This window comes from Agriterribacter sp. (assembly GCF_035497235.1).
Taxonomy (GTDB): domain Bacteria; phylum Bacteroidota; class Bacteroidia; order Chitinophagales; family Chitinophagaceae; genus Agriterribacter.
The window spans coordinates 304,787-319,152 of record NZ_DATJEB010000013.1; the positions used below are offsets into that span (position 1 = coordinate 304,787).

Genomic DNA, 14,366 nt, shown 5'->3' on the forward strand with positions numbered 1-14,366 from the left:
TATAAGAAGCGCGTGAGTAAGTTTACTAATACTTAACAATTATACACTTTTTTTATTTAACCGCAAGCGCCGTTACTTTTACGCCCTCTAAAAGCGTATTCCACGATAAATGAAAAATGGAGCGATTGATTTCCCTGTTACAATGCACATAGGCAACTCTTGGCGCTTCATTTTTAGATGGGTTGGCATTTTTTATAAACATATTAGCACCCCAGCTCCTTAGTTTCTTTTCTTCCAGAACTTTGGTTTCCTTATCCTTTTTTAAAAGGGCTATGCGTAAATCATCATATAACAGCTTCACCGTACCATCCATTCCATAATTATTACCTTTAAAGTTAAAGCTAAGGCCGCGGATATAGCCGCCTGTTATGCGTGTACCTGCCAGTGGCTCAGTTATTGTATTCAAAGCCGCAGCATTCAATGTGCCGAGATGACCTTTGATATCAAATCGCCCATTAGTATTAAACAAATAAAAAGTCCACAGGGTTTGAACAGGAAACCGGTTTAGGAACTTTGCCCGGATATCGGCTGTTATCACTTTATCCTGCACCGCTTTATTGTTGGTAACATTAGTAATTACAGCATTCATATTTCCAAACGTAATTTTTCCGATTTGCTGCAATAGCCGCCCTTTTTCCTTATACTCCACATCCGTATTTTTCAGCACTATTTTTTTTATGCCCACCGGGAAAGGAATTCGGGCCAATTGCTGCTGCGGGTACCTGCCCATCTTACTTCTGATATCCGGCGGCATGGTCATATCCCTGTATATTTTTAATGAGGCGGATTGCACCACCATACTGTCAACTGCCAGTTCTTTTTTCAGCAGTTGCTGAAAACTGATCTGGTGAAAAGTAATTTGTTTAACATCTGCCGTAAACCAGTCTGCCTGTATGGCTTTTTTTGCAGCAAAAGCTGTTTCACTCAAAGCGGGTATAATCCGGAAACGTTCCGCATTAACCTTCCGGTCTGATGAATGCATAACAATATTTTCAGCTTTATACGTATACAACTGACCGGGAGATGACCAAAGCAATGTGGAACAGGAAGCGGATAATTGTTTTGAAAAAAGTATGCGGGAACTGTCTCTGCCGGAAGCGCTGTCAACAGATACATTCCAAAGCTCCATATGTGTACCCATGAGATGAAGCTCCTGCTTCCCTGTTCGCATATTACGCATGGTGATCCGGGCCCCCACAATAAGTATGGTATCAATCCTGATCTTTTCCAGCCCGCCAAGTATTTGTTTGTATATTTCACCGGGCGGAACAGCCCTGGCAGAATCCTTCCCTTCCTGTGTATAAAATATTTCAATAACCGGGTAGGTGATCTGTATTTTGCTACCGGTTATTTCACTTGTAAGCAAGGCCTTTGGCGTTTGTATACCCGTAACTGATATGTAGGGAATTTGAATCTTAAAAAGCACAGGAGGCGCAAGCTTCTTTTCCTTCATTTTCAAATACCTTACACTATCGTATTGCAGGGAAAGATCGGATATGGATAAATTGCCACTTACTTCATCTAACTCCATATTGTTGTAGTGAATACGATACAACCGGTCTGTTTTTTCCTTCACCCTTAATTTTACCTGGTCGTGGATCAGTTGGTCTTTTATCGCATTCCAGTATACGATAGCCAGGGCAGCAGCCGCAACTATAACAAGCAAAATAACCGTGGCGATTACCTTACCCTTTGGAGTAGGCGTAGTTTTTTTTATATGATTGCGAAGTCCCTTCATGTTTTACGTATTCAGCACAATAATATCTCTGGTTATCCAGATCAATGCTCCGTATAAAATAATTCCTTAACACTACTATTATACCGAAAAATAAATATTAGCCCCGCAGATTCGGCAGATGATAATATATTTGAGCAGTTGAAAAATAAAGCAATTATCACTCCGCCCACCCCTGCGGAGTAAAGGAATAAATATACAAATCATTATGGCAAAAACGTTCCTGAGAAAAATTATAGTTAATCCATTACAGCGTATGGTAAGAGACAGCCGTTCTGTGGGCGTCATACTTTTTGCCTGCAGTGTACTGTCCATTATTATAGCCAATACGCCAACCGGTGAAAATTATATCGCTTTCTGGAATGCTGCTGTGTACGCTCCTTCCGGCCTGCACCTGCCCCATTCCATGCTGCACTGGACCAACGACGGGCTAATGGTTGTTTTCTTTTTTTTAGTAGGAATGGAAATCAAAAGAGAATTACTTGTTGGCGAACTTTCTTCTCTCAAAAAATCATTGCTTCCCCTGTTTGCCGCCATAGGCGGCATGCTGGCGCCGGCAGCAATTTATTTATTATTCAACAGGCAAACCGATTTTCAGCATGGCTGGGGCATACCCATGGCCACAGACATCGCGTTTTCATTAGGCATTGCATCTATGCTGGGTAAAAAAGTGCCGGCTGCCTTAAAAACCTTTTTAATGGCGCTCGCAATTATAGATGACCTGGGCGCTATTCTTGTAATTGCTTTATTTTATGGTGGCGCTATTCAGTGGCTCTACCTGTTACCGGGCATTGGTATTGCGGCTATATTATTTTTGCTTCCCCGGTGGAAAATTAAATTCGGCTGGTGGAATTTCGCGCTGGGTATATTGCTGTGGTATTGTTTTTTCAACTCCGGCATCCATGCTACCATAGCGGGCGTACTATTCGCCCTAAGCATCCCGTTACAATACTTAGAAAAATTCGAGCACCTGCTTCATACACCTGTTTACTTTATCATGCTTCCGCTTTTTGCATTGGCCAATACCGCTATTATTATACCACCGGAATTTATAGCGGCGCTCAACAGCTCACTAAACTATGGCATCATAGGCGGTTTATTTATTGGGAAGCCGCTGGGTATTGCAGCCGCCTGCTGGTTACTGGTAAAACTAAAATGGGGCGAATTGCCCCGTGGTGTAAGCTGGACACAACTTACGGGCATTGGCATACTGGCCGGCATTGGCTTTACCATGTCTATTTTTATAACTATGCTGGCTTTTAACGATGCAAACACACAGGACGCTGCCAAGTCGGGCGTATTGATCGCTTCTGTAATAGCCATGGTAACAGGATATGTATGGCTGTATTTTTCCCCTGGGAAAAAATCACGGCAATGATGTTTCCGCTTTATTGATTTGGGATAACCCTTCAGCAGGTACGATGTGCACTTATCCGTGTTACACTGCTGTTGGTCTAAAATCATTTACCTATTCACAATTACGAAGATGGCCATCCGTTCTACAAACGGTATAACTGCTTTGCATTTTTAGGGTATTGTTTGCTGTTAGCATGAATCAATACATAAGGAACAAAGCATATTTTTAATAAACCCGTGTCTAATGAAAATCAAATTAAACTTCCGCCTCCTGCTTCTGTTCTTTGGAATTTCAGTATTTGTTGCCTGTAAAAAAGATGATACAGACAGCACCCAGCCACCGCCCGCATCCGTTTCCCTGCAGGAAGCCGTAGTTGGTAAATGGGAAATTCACCCTGCGGTGGCAAGGCTTAAACACAATTCAAACAACCCACCCGTTTCACATAAAATACAGGAACCTTCCCAGGTGCTTTCCATCGAGTTTTTAAGTGACAGCACCTATATTGTGGTAATGAGCGGTAACGAAGTACTAACCGGAAAATACAATGTTTCAGACAGCGCCGTTATAGATCTTTCAGGCTTTGGCCATTTGTCTGAAATAAAAATTGCCGGCAATGCAATGGATTTCAAATTATCTTCCAATGGCACTGTTATTGTTATCAGCGCCAACAAGGCAGAAACTATTCCATTAACAGATAATACCCGGCTATTGTGCAGGAACTGGTATCTAACCCGGGCAGAATCGGGAGAAGAAGTTTATGGAGAAGGTCCGGGTGCCCCAGATAAAATAACCATTTTATTTTCCGCCGCCGGCACATACCTGGTTCAGTTTTCCAGTGACGATACCCTTCATTCCGCAGAAATAGCTAACTGGAAGTGGCATCCTACCCTGTCTAACACATTTGTTTTCTGGTGGTATGATGAACCGGCAGATGAAGATGCCTTTGTATCCATTACTGAATTAAGCAGCAATTCACTCAAAATACAGGAATCGCACACAGACTATGAATATCATTATGATGGAGAAGGAAACATTACTTCAACAGATACTTTTACTGTTACTACCCAATATGTGCTTATACCGGCCAACCAGGTAAGTGCAAGACAATCGGCACCTGTGTTACGCAGCAGATTTTTAAATACGGCAGACAAATCTGCCACGGATAAACAAAAAGCAGGAATATTCAGAAGACAGTTCTAAAATAAATGGCTGCGTGCAGGTATAATTGCCTGAAACAGGATTTTATATCCGCCGGTAAAGCGTTGCCTGGTTGGCGGATTTTTTGTTACCTGCTGTTCTTTGTTGTTGCACAGATTACCAGTATCTTCAATCATATCTATTAATCATGGCAGAAAAAAAATACGAAGTTTGGCTGCGTGGGCCGGTGGATCATATTCCGGCCCTGCTGCAACCCGCAGCACATGCGCTTTTACAGGCAAGGGAAGAAATAAATGCATTAATGGAAGGCTTCCCGGAAACCATGCTATGGGAAAAACCGGCGGGGGTTGCTTCGCCGGGCTTTCACCTCCGGCACATGAAAGGCGTAATAGACAGGTTGCTTACCTATGCGAAAGATCAAATACTTAACGCCGACCAGTTGCAGTACCTGAAGCAGGAAGAACAGCCGCCTTCCCTATCCTGTAAAACCATTGAACTGGTGGAACAATTTAACCTCCAGGTAGATAAGGCACTGGCTCAATTGAGCGGTACGGATGAATCCACACTTACCGCATTTCGTGGCGTAGGGCGTGCTCAACTACCATCCACCGTACTGGGTTTATTAATGCATGCGGCAGAACATACCCAGCGCCACCTGGGACAACTCCTGGTAACAGTAAGGATATTAAAAAACAAACAGGCATAAAACCAAAAGGGTAAGGTAACGCAACCCCCATTCCCGGAAAAACGTATATACACAAAAAGACTTACCTTACACAAGCGCTATTTTATTACAAAGCATTCAACCGATCATGTTATAGCTTTATTTATGCCGGTAACGAAAACACGATTTCTATTACCCTCTACTATTCAACTGCTCCGTTTTCACTTTTCTTTTTTCCTGATGCCGGTATACTGGTTTGCACTGAGCCAGGCACCCGGAGTATATATATTTTCCACTGTACTTGTTTTTTTAATATTGCATGGACTCGTGTACCCTGCCAGTAACGGGTACAACAGCTATATGGACAGAGATACCGAAAGTATTGGCGGTATTAAACAGCCACTGCAACCTTCGCGTCAGCTATTATACGTAACCGCCCTGATGGACAGCATTGCAATAGTTATGAGTTGTTTAGTAAGCCTGCGCTTTGCCCTGGGCATATTGCTGTATATACTGGTTTCCAAAGCATACAGCTACAGGGGCATCCGGTTAAAAAAATACGCTTTTGGAGGATATATAACCGTTATCCTGTTCCAGGGTGCATTTACATTTGCATTGGTTTACTATGGATGCAGTGCGGATAAAACCCTTCAGGTTCCGGTTTTACCCATGCTGGCGGCCAGTTTGCTCATTGGAGGGTTTTACCCGCTAACCCAAATATACCAGCACAACGCAGACCTGAGAGATGGCGTTAAAACCATCAGTTACCGCCTCGGTTACCGCGGAACCTTTATTTACTGTGGAATTATTTATACAATCGCCTTTCTCGTTCTGGGGTTTTATTTTTTTTATACATTGCAAAACAACGCGTTTTACCTGTTCAGCCTCTGTATGTTGCCGGTTGTACTGTACTTTTTATTATGGGCACGAAAAGTGTGGCAGCATGATGTGCAGGCAGATTACCCGAATACCATGCGTATGAACATAATTGCCGCTATCTGCACCAACATGGCTTTTATCATTATTTTTATCATTAATCACCTTGAGTAAAATCATTAACATAGGAACAGCCTTACCGCATTATAAACACCGGCAGGAAGATATTCTGCATTTTATGCAGCAGGTATACGCGAACAATGCTGCGGAACAACGCAAAATGAAATTTCTGTATCATCAGAGCGGTATTCAAAACAGGTATTCGGTAATCGGCGATTATAGCCGCCCTGCAAGCGATTGGAAGTTTTACCCGCGCAGTGAAAACCTGGAACCGTTTCCTTCGCTGGAGCAGCGTATGACCCTCTATCATGCGCATGCCGCCCCGCTATCGGTAGACGCTATAAGAAATTGCACAGACCGTATATTACCGGCAAAAGAGATTACCCATTTGATTACCGTAAGCTGCACCGGTATGAGCGCTCCCGGGCTCGACCTGCAGATCATAGACCTGATGGACCTGCCGAATAGCCTTTACCGCAGTTCCGTAAATTTCATGGGATGCTATGCCGCTATTCACGCGCTGAAGATAGCGGATGCCATCTGTAAAAATGATACTGCCGCCCGGGTAGTGATTGTATGTACGGAGCTATGCACCCTGCATTTTCAAAAAGAAGCTACAACAGACAATATTACTTCCAGTATGTTGTTTGCAGACGGCTGCGCTGCGGCACTGATCACACATGATCAATACCCCCTGCCCGGACTGGAGCTACAACATTTTTACTCGGAAATTATACCCAGGGGAAAAAAAGATATGGCATGGGAATTATCTTCTTCGGGATTTTTAATGACGTTGAGCGGATACATTCCCGAACTTATATCAGAAGATTTTGAACCGCTGATCATGAGGGCGCTGCAGTCTGCGGAAATACGTAAAGAAGATATTACCGGCTGGTGTATACATCCCGGCGGAAAGCGTATACTGGAAACCGTTACAAAAAGCCTGCACCTGCATGATGCCGCATTAAACAACAGCTATCATATACTGGAACAATTCGGAAATATGTCATCCCCCACTATTTTATTTGTATTGCAGCAGATGATGCAAAAGTATTCCGTAAAGAAACAAAAAATATTAGGCGCAGCCTTTGGCCCGGGGCTCACTATGGAAACATTTGTGGGAGAGATGGTATAACGCCGGCACGAACAGGTAAATAAACGCATAACAGCTTTGCAATAAATTGATCCATACTTTTTATGCCACGCTCAACCCAAACAGAATTATTAGACGCTGATGATATTCCGTTTGAAGATATCAAACAGAATATGAAGGAACTGAACTTTATCAATACCTGGCTGGGCGGCCATGCCATTACCATCGCGGGTATTAAAGCAATACTGTCTGCATCAAAAAAACAGCACGAAGCCCTCAGCATTTGTGAAGCAGGTTGTGGCGGCGGCGATAATTTGCTGGCGATTGAGCAGTGGTGTACCAAAAATAATATTGCCGTTTGCTTAACAGGTATTGACAATAAAAAAGAATGTATTAATTATGCAAAAGAAAAAATAGCGGGCACAAAATATACCTGGATACATTCGGGCTACAGCGAGGTATCCTTTATCCATCAAAAGCCCGACATCATTTTTGCTTCTCTTTTTTGTCATCATTTCAGCAATGACGCCCTGGTATTAATGATGCGGTGGATGCAGGACAACAGCAGCATGGGATTTTTTATTAATGACCTGCACCGCAATACCCTGGCTTATTATTCCATTAAAGTACTCACCAAATTGTTGTCAAACAGCTATCTTGTAAAAAATGACGCCCCGCTTTCGGTTCAGCGCGGGTTTAAAAAAAAGGAATGGGAAATCATCATGCAGCGGGCAGGCATACACAACTACTCCATTGAGTGGAAATGGGCTTTTCGCTGGCTGATAACGGCAAATTTATGACAACAACCCATACATACGATGCAGCCATTGTTGGCGGTGGACTGGCGGGGCTCTGCCTTTCTATTCAACTGGCAAAAGAAGGGCACCGTGTGATTTTGTTTGAAAAAGAAAAATATCCTTTTCACAAAGTATGCGGCGAATACATCAGTTTTGAATGCTGGAACTTTCTTGAAGAAATAGGCGTGCCGTTAAGCGACTGGAACCTGCCTCATATTAATAACCTGCTGGTATCCTCGCCATCCGGACAAACCATTAAACGCCGCCTGCCGCTTGGCGGATTCGGCATCAGCCGTTATAAATTAGACGCTTTCCTGGCCGAACTGGCCCGAAACGCGGGAGTTGAAATAAAGGAAGAAACAAAAGTGGATAATGTATGGTTCAGCAATGCTATTTTTCATGTGCAATACGGAACGGCTATGTGCAGGGCCAAACAGGTATGTGGCACATTCGGCAAACGAAGCAACTTAGACGTTAAACTGAAAAGAAGTTTTATTCAAAAAAAACCAGGCAAATTCAATAACTATATTGCCGTTAAATACCATATTAAAACAGACTTCCCCCGGGATCATATAGCCCTTCACAATTTTAAGAACGGGTATTGCGGCATATCGCAGGTAGAAGATGAAAAGTATTGTCTTTGCTATCTTACTACCGCGCAAAACCTGCAGCAATGCGATAACGTGATTGCACAGTTAGAACAAAACATACTGCGCCGTAACCCCTATTTAGATAAGCTATTCGGAGCAGCCACTTTTTTATATCCATCGCCCCTGACGATTGCACAGATCAGCTTTGATAAAAAAACACAACTGGAGCATCATATGCTTATGACAGGCGATGCCGCAGGAATGATAGCCCCGCTTTGCGGCAACGGCATGAGCATGGCGATGCACGGAAGCAAGATCGCATTTCAGCAGATTCATCCTTTTTTACAGGGAAAGATAAGCCGCTATGAAATGGAATCGGCATATCAGATTAACTGGAATACTACATTTCAAAAAAGGCTAAAAACCGGCCGCCGGATACAGGGGCTGTTTGGCAGGGAATGGCTTACCAATTATTTCATACGGCTAATGCAGCCTTTCCCCTCCGTTGCGGACCGGCTGATAAAACAAACACATGGAGAGCCTTTTTAACAGATTTATTGTACGGTACTCAGCCCCTTCCTGTTCACCGCTCCTTTGGTATACAATAACGCCAGCAGGCCCAGCACAAAAAATACAATTAAAGCGATAATGGAATTGCGTATGCTCCCTGTTCTATCTTCCAGCATGCCAAACGAAAACAACCCGATAACCAGCGCTATCTTTTCGGTAACATCATAAAAACTAAAAAAAGAAGTGGTATCCTTTGTTTCGGGTAAAAATTTGGAATAGGTACTGCGGCTCATAGATTGTATGCCTCCCATAACCAGCCCTACAGAAGCCGCTAAGGCGTAAAACTGCATTTGCGTTTGTATAAAATAAGCCCAGATGCAGATAGCGATCCATATTATTACAGCAACAATAAGCACTTTCAGGTTACCTATGCGCTTTGAAACCCTGCTCATAACAATAGCACCGATAATAGCCACCAGTTGAATAAGAATGAGCGTAAATAACAGTTTCGGTTCATCTTCCGGTTCCGGAAAAATTTCTTTTTTGCTGAACCCTGCCGCTACCAGCATTACAGTTTGTACTCCCATGCTGTATAAGAAAAACGATAATAAGAACCGGCGCAGTACAGGCAACTGTTTTAACTGTTTGAACACAATGGAAAGTTCATGAAAGCCATTGGTAAATACATTTTTTTTGCCTGCCGCTCTTTAAGACTGGGAAGTGGCAAAACCTTAAGGGCAAGCTGTGCAAAACCAAACCACCATAAACCTGTTAACAGGAAAGCTATACGTACCCCAATGGTGCTGTCGGCCCCATCTAACCCAAACCACGCGGGCTTTACAATAATAGCAAAACAAATGACCTGCAGCAGCACGCTTCCGGCATAACCCAATGCATAGCCTTTTGCACTAATCCGGTCCTGGTCTTCCGGTGCAGCAATATCAGGTAAATAGGAATTATAAAATACAAGGCTTCCCCAGTAGCCCAGCGCGGCTAAAGAAAACAGGATAACGCCCAGTTCAATACGCTGCGGCGTAAAAAAGAACAATCCGCAGCAGGCTGCCGAGCCCAAAAAGCAAAACCAGCGCAGGTATACTTTTTTATTACGCCGGTAATCGGCTATGGAAGACAATACGGGAGAAGATACAGCTACAATTAAAAACACCAGCGCCAGCGCATAATCCAGTAAAGAGGTATTGATAAACTGTTTTCCAAAAAAATTTACATAATGTTTGCCATTACTGTTTCCCATGCTGGTAATGCCTACGTAGTAGGCCGGGAAAATGGTAGTAGTAATTACGAGGCTGTATACACTGTTGGCCCAGTCGTACATCGCCCAGCCGTTAATTACCTTTTTATCGGCAGTTTGCATGAAAATGGAATGAATTTTCGGATCTGTTATTTCAGGTAACCTGCATAAATCATTACCAGCAGTATTACACCTACAATAATACGGTAAATGCCGAACAATTTAAATCCATGCTTTTGTAAATAGCCGATGAAAAATTTAATGGCCAATATGGCCACTATAAACGCAACTGCATTACCAACAATAAACGCTGTTGTGTTGGCAGCATTTCCAAACACAATTTCATACCCCTTTATCTCACCATGAGTGGCGGGGTAATCTTTAAGAAAAAGTTTATACACCGTTGCGGCAAGCATAGTAGGAACAGCCAGGTAAAAGGAAAATTCAGCCGCTAAAGTACGGGTAAGCCTTTGCTGCATTCCGCCGATAATGCTGGAAGCACTGCGGCTTACGCCAGGTATCATTGCCACACATTGCCATATGCCAATAATAAAAGCTTTGCCATAAGTAATGTCCTTTTCCTCGTTGATTACGGGAGTTTTAAACAGCCTGTCTACATACAATAAGACAATACCGCCAAGCAATAAAGCAATGGCAACAGTAGTGGGGCTTTCAAGTAGCTCGTCTATTTTATCAGAAAAGAACTTGCCCAGCACCAGCGCCGGTATAACCGCAATGAACAGTTTTACGTAAAACTGCCATTTGGCGAAATCGAAGAACTTTTTCCAGTACAGTACTACCACGGAAAGAATAGCGCCCAACTGGATAGCTATTTCAAATATTTTGGTAAAATCATTACCCGAAATGCCCATGAGTGAGCTGGCAATGATCATATGCCCGGTAGAAGAAACAGGAAGAAACTCGGTAATACCTTCAATGATTGCAATAATAATGGCTTGTATAATGCTCATGATACTAAAATAATAGGGGAAGTTGCAATCTCAATAACGTATTGGTTTTAAAATAAGTACGCTATCAATATTCATTTTTAAAAAAATGCGATGGGAGAACCATCGCATTATATCATTAGATTTATTGCCTCAACATTTACTTTCCGGCAGGCTGGGGCTTGCGCATAATAGCGTACATTTCAATAACCAATCCAAGCACCAGCAATATAGGAGCTACTGTAATCCTGCGTGTACTGTATACTTCCTTATAATCAAACACTTTTGGATCCGGGCTTTTTCCTCCCGCCATCAGCAATAACGATACTATGATTACCACAGCGCCAATGGCCATCCACATATAATTTTGCTTATTGAATATTAAGCCGTTTGCTTTTTTATCAGACATATACCAGAATTAAGCCTGCAAGGTAAGGGAAATGTGAGAAATTTAGAAAGTGTGGGAAATTTGAAAGAAGACGTTAGCTCACCGTTAGTATACTTTAGCCGATCGCTGACTGCTGATCGCTACTTCATAACAAACCGGCTCATGCTTTACCGGGAAATTACAGGAATTGGCAATAAAGCATTTTTTATGCGCCGCCGCGTGCAGGGCATTTACTTTTTCGGGGTTACCGTTTCCGGCTTTTACCCAAACTTTTGGATGCAGCACCACTTCTGTAAACCGGCCGCCGCCATCGGCATCTTCCTGCATAACGCCACGGGCTTCGTCTTCATAAGCGGTTACTATTATACCCTGTGCAGAACAAAGATGTAAAAACCACAGCATGTGGCAGGAAGATAAGGATGCCACTAACAGCTCTTCGGGGTTATACCGGGTACCATCGCCGCGGAAATGCGGATCAGATGAGCCAGGTATAGCGGGTTTATTTTGTACAGAAATGACATGGCTGCGTGCATAGGAAGTATAATTTTCCGTGCCAGCACCGGCATTGCCTGTCCAAACCAGTTGGGTATAGTATTCATGTGTTTCTGGCATACCCTTAAGATACTACAGGAGGGTCATAAAACAAAGAACCCGGTAAATAAAATGTGTTTACCGGGTTAAATATAACAGGTTTACTACAATCAAATTTCCACAGCGCCTTCCACCAGCACGGCCACTTTGTTATTCAGCACTTCGGCAAACCCGCCATTGATATTATACAGCACGGAATTGCCCGTCTTATCTTTCAGCACTTTTATTTTACCGGTTCCTAATGCGCTAATTAACGGAGCGTGCTTATTTAATATTTCAAACGACCCGTTAATGCCGGGCAGTTGTATACCATACACTTCTCCGCTGAATAATTTGCGTTCAGGCGTTAATATTTCTAATTCCATTGATTTGTATTTTGATCTTACCCTTTAGCGGCGGCTATTAATTTTTTACCTTTTTCCATTGCGTCTTCTATGGTACCTACCAGGTTAAAGGCCGCTTCGGGATATTCATCTACCTCACCATCCATAATCATATTAAAACCGCGGATTGTATCTTCAATGCTTACAAATACGCCTTTTAATCCCGTAAACTGTTCTGCCACATGAAATGGCTGCGACAGGAAACGCTGTACTTTACGTGCACGGAAAACCGTCATTTTATCTTCTTCGCTCAGTTCATCCATACCCAGGATATTAATGATATCCTGCAACTCCTTATAGCGCTGTAAAATAAGCTTTACCCTGTTGGCACAATCATAGTGTGCGTTGCCTACGATTTTAGCAGATAAAATCCTTGAACTGGAATCCAACGGATCTACCGCGGGGTAAATACCAAGGTCGGCTATTTTACGGCTTAATACCGTAGTAGCGTCAAGGTGCGCGAAGGTAGTAGCAGGCGCCGGATCGGTAAGGTCATCCGCAGGCACATACACCGCCTGTACGGAAGTGATAGAACCATTTTTGGTAGAAGTGATGCGTTCCTGCATGATACCCATTTCGGTAGCCAGCGTGGGCTGGTAACCGGCGGCAGAAGGCATACGGCCTAATAGTGCAGATACCTCAGAGCCGGCCTGTGTAAAGCGGAAGATATTGTCTACAAAGAAAAGAATATCTCTCCCCTGGCCTTTACCATCGCCATCGCGGTAGTATTCCGCTACGGTTAATCCGCTTAAAGCCACACGTGCACGCGCTCCGGGAGGTTCATTCATCTGTCCGAATACGAAAGTGGCCTTCGATTCTTTCAGCGCTTCCATATCCACTTTACTCAAATCCCATCCGCCATTTTCCATGCTGTGTTTAAAATCCTCACCATAATTCATGATGCCGGCTTCGATCATTTCGCGCAACAGGTCATTTCCTTCACGCGTACGTTCACCCACACCTGCAAATACGGAAATACCACCGTATCCTTTAGCAATATTATTAATAAGTTCCTGGATCAATACGGTTTTACCCACACCGGCGCCACCAAATAAACCAATTTTACCTCCCTTGGCATAAGGCTCAATGAGGTCAATTACCTTAATACCGGTAAACAACACTTCAGTAGCTACACTCAGGTTTTCAAATGCAGGCGGTTTGGCATGTATAGAACGGCCGTTGGTTTTATCTACCTGCGGAAGCCCGTCAATAGCATCGCCGGTTACATTAAACAGGCGGCCCTTAATATCATCTCCAACAGGCATAGCAATGGCTTTCCCGGTATCCACTACTTCCATTCCGCGAACAAGTCCATCGGTACCATCCATGGCAATGGTACGCACACTGTCTTCACCAAGGTGCTGCTGTACTTCCAGAACCAGCGTTTCACCATTTTCGCGTTTCAATTCCAGGGCATGATAAATTTCGGGCAGTTGACCGTTAAATTGCACGTCTATTACGGCGCCAATGATCTGTTTGATTTTACCCCTGATAGGCATATATTAAATTATTTTAAGGTATGTTAGGTCAAATGTGCGGCAAAGGTAAGGTGCCGGCTATTATTGTCCAATTAGAAAGGAGAGTATTTTAAAAAATGGGGAAAGAAGGGTGTGGATAAATACATTTAAAAAAGAAAAGCCACGCTATATAACGCGGCTTAGTCATTTTGAAATTTTGTGAGAGGTTAGTACAAAAGAAATGGCCAGGCTTTAAAAAGATATTGATTTCACGGCATTTTACAGGTCCGGGTTTTCAAAGGATGAGGAGAACGGTTGGAGCTTCTTTAGGATATCGGACTCATTAGGTTTTAACGGAACTGGATGTTGCTTTCTAAGGATTTGGTTTTTCTAAAGGGTGGTGATCTTTCAGCGGATGGTGGATGATAGGGTTTTCAAAGGGTTAGCATTG

13 protein-coding genes and 1 pseudogene are annotated in these 14,366 nt (G+C 43.2%); 7 read left to right on the top strand and 7 right to left on the bottom strand.

The annotated features are described in order from the left end of the window. Positions 1-52: 52 nt before the first annotated feature. On the bottom strand, positions 53-1,738 hold the full coding sequence (locus tag VL121_RS04215; protein WP_325402483.1) for a hypothetical protein: 1,686 nt from the start codon (positions 1,736-1,738) through the stop codon (positions 53-55). 205 nt (positions 1,739-1,943) lie between these two features. Here VL121_RS04215 and nhaA point away from each other — a divergent pair, with 205 nt between their 5' ends. The 7 genes from nhaA (at position 1,944) to VL121_RS04250 (ending at position 8,939) form a co-directional block, all read left to right on the top strand. Continuing rightward, complete coding sequence (nhaA, locus tag VL121_RS04220) at positions 1,944-3,113, top strand: Na+/H+ antiporter NhaA (protein ID WP_325402485.1); 1,170 nt, start codon at positions 1,944-1,946, stop codon at positions 3,111-3,113. Between the two features lie 222 nt (positions 3,114-3,335). After that, positions 3,336-4,292: a hypothetical protein gene (locus VL121_RS04225; RefSeq protein ID WP_325402487.1), complete on the top strand. Its 957-nt coding sequence runs from the start codon at positions 3,336-3,338 to the stop codon at positions 4,290-4,292. Between the two features lie 145 nt (positions 4,293-4,437). Then, positions 4,438-4,956: a DinB family protein gene (locus VL121_RS04230; protein WP_325402489.1), complete on the top strand. Its 519-nt coding sequence runs from the start codon at positions 4,438-4,440 to the stop codon at positions 4,954-4,956. 123 nt (positions 4,957-5,079) lie between these two features. Then, positions 5,080-5,964, top strand: coding sequence for a UbiA family prenyltransferase (locus tag VL121_RS04235; RefSeq protein WP_325402491.1), 885 nt, complete (start codon positions 5,080-5,082; stop codon positions 5,962-5,964). After that, positions 5,957-7,045, top strand: a complete 1,089-nt coding sequence (locus VL121_RS04240) for a type III polyketide synthase (RefSeq protein ID WP_325402493.1) — start codon at positions 5,957-5,959, stop codon at positions 7,043-7,045. The genes VL121_RS04235 and VL121_RS04240 overlap by 8 nt, the downstream gene beginning before the upstream one ends. 62 nt (positions 7,046-7,107) lie before the next feature. Then, entirely contained in the window at positions 7,108-7,803 is a 696-nt protein-coding gene (locus tag VL121_RS04245; protein ID WP_325402495.1) for a methyltransferase domain-containing protein, read from the top strand. After that, positions 7,800-8,939 carry an NAD(P)/FAD-dependent oxidoreductase gene (locus tag VL121_RS04250; RefSeq protein ID WP_325402497.1) on the top strand — a complete coding sequence of 380 codons (1,140 nt, stop codon included), beginning with the start codon at positions 7,800-7,802 and terminating at the stop codon, positions 8,937-8,939. Before VL121_RS04245 ends, VL121_RS04250 begins: the two co-directional genes overlap by 4 nt. Positions 8,940-8,944: 5 nt before the next feature. Here the strand turns inward: VL121_RS04250 and VL121_RS21645 are convergent. From VL121_RS21645 to atpD, 6 genes and pseudogenes are all read right to left on the bottom strand, one after another. Continuing rightward, a pseudogene (locus VL121_RS21645) lies at positions 8,945-10,272 on the bottom strand (MFS transporter). 26 nt (positions 10,273-10,298) lie between these two features. Beyond that, on the bottom strand, positions 10,299-11,120 hold the full coding sequence (locus VL121_RS04265) for an undecaprenyl-diphosphate phosphatase (protein WP_325402503.1): 822 nt from the start codon (positions 11,118-11,120) through the stop codon (positions 10,299-10,301). Positions 11,121-11,256: 136 nt separating this feature from the next. Next, the gene (locus tag VL121_RS04270; protein ID WP_325402505.1) at positions 11,257-11,505 is read right to left on the bottom strand and encodes a DUF3098 domain-containing protein; all 249 of its coding nucleotides are present in this window, start codon (positions 11,503-11,505) and stop codon (positions 11,257-11,259) included. An 84-nt stretch (positions 11,506-11,589) separates the two neighbouring features. Beyond that, positions 11,590-12,096, bottom strand: a complete 507-nt coding sequence (locus VL121_RS04275; RefSeq protein ID WP_325402507.1) for an OsmC family protein — start codon at positions 12,094-12,096, stop codon at positions 11,590-11,592. Between the two features lie 89 nt (positions 12,097-12,185). Further along, positions 12,186-12,440 carry an ATP synthase F1 subunit epsilon gene (gene atpC, locus VL121_RS04280; RefSeq protein WP_325402509.1) on the bottom strand — a complete coding sequence of 85 codons (255 nt, stop codon included), beginning with the start codon at positions 12,438-12,440 and terminating at the stop codon, positions 12,186-12,188. Positions 12,441-12,457: 17 nt separating this feature from the next. Then, positions 12,458-13,957 carry a F0F1 ATP synthase subunit beta gene (gene atpD / locus VL121_RS04285; RefSeq protein ID WP_325402511.1) on the bottom strand — a complete coding sequence of 500 codons (1,500 nt, stop codon included), beginning with the start codon at positions 13,955-13,957 and terminating at the stop codon, positions 12,458-12,460. Positions 13,958-14,366 lie beyond the last annotated feature (409 nt).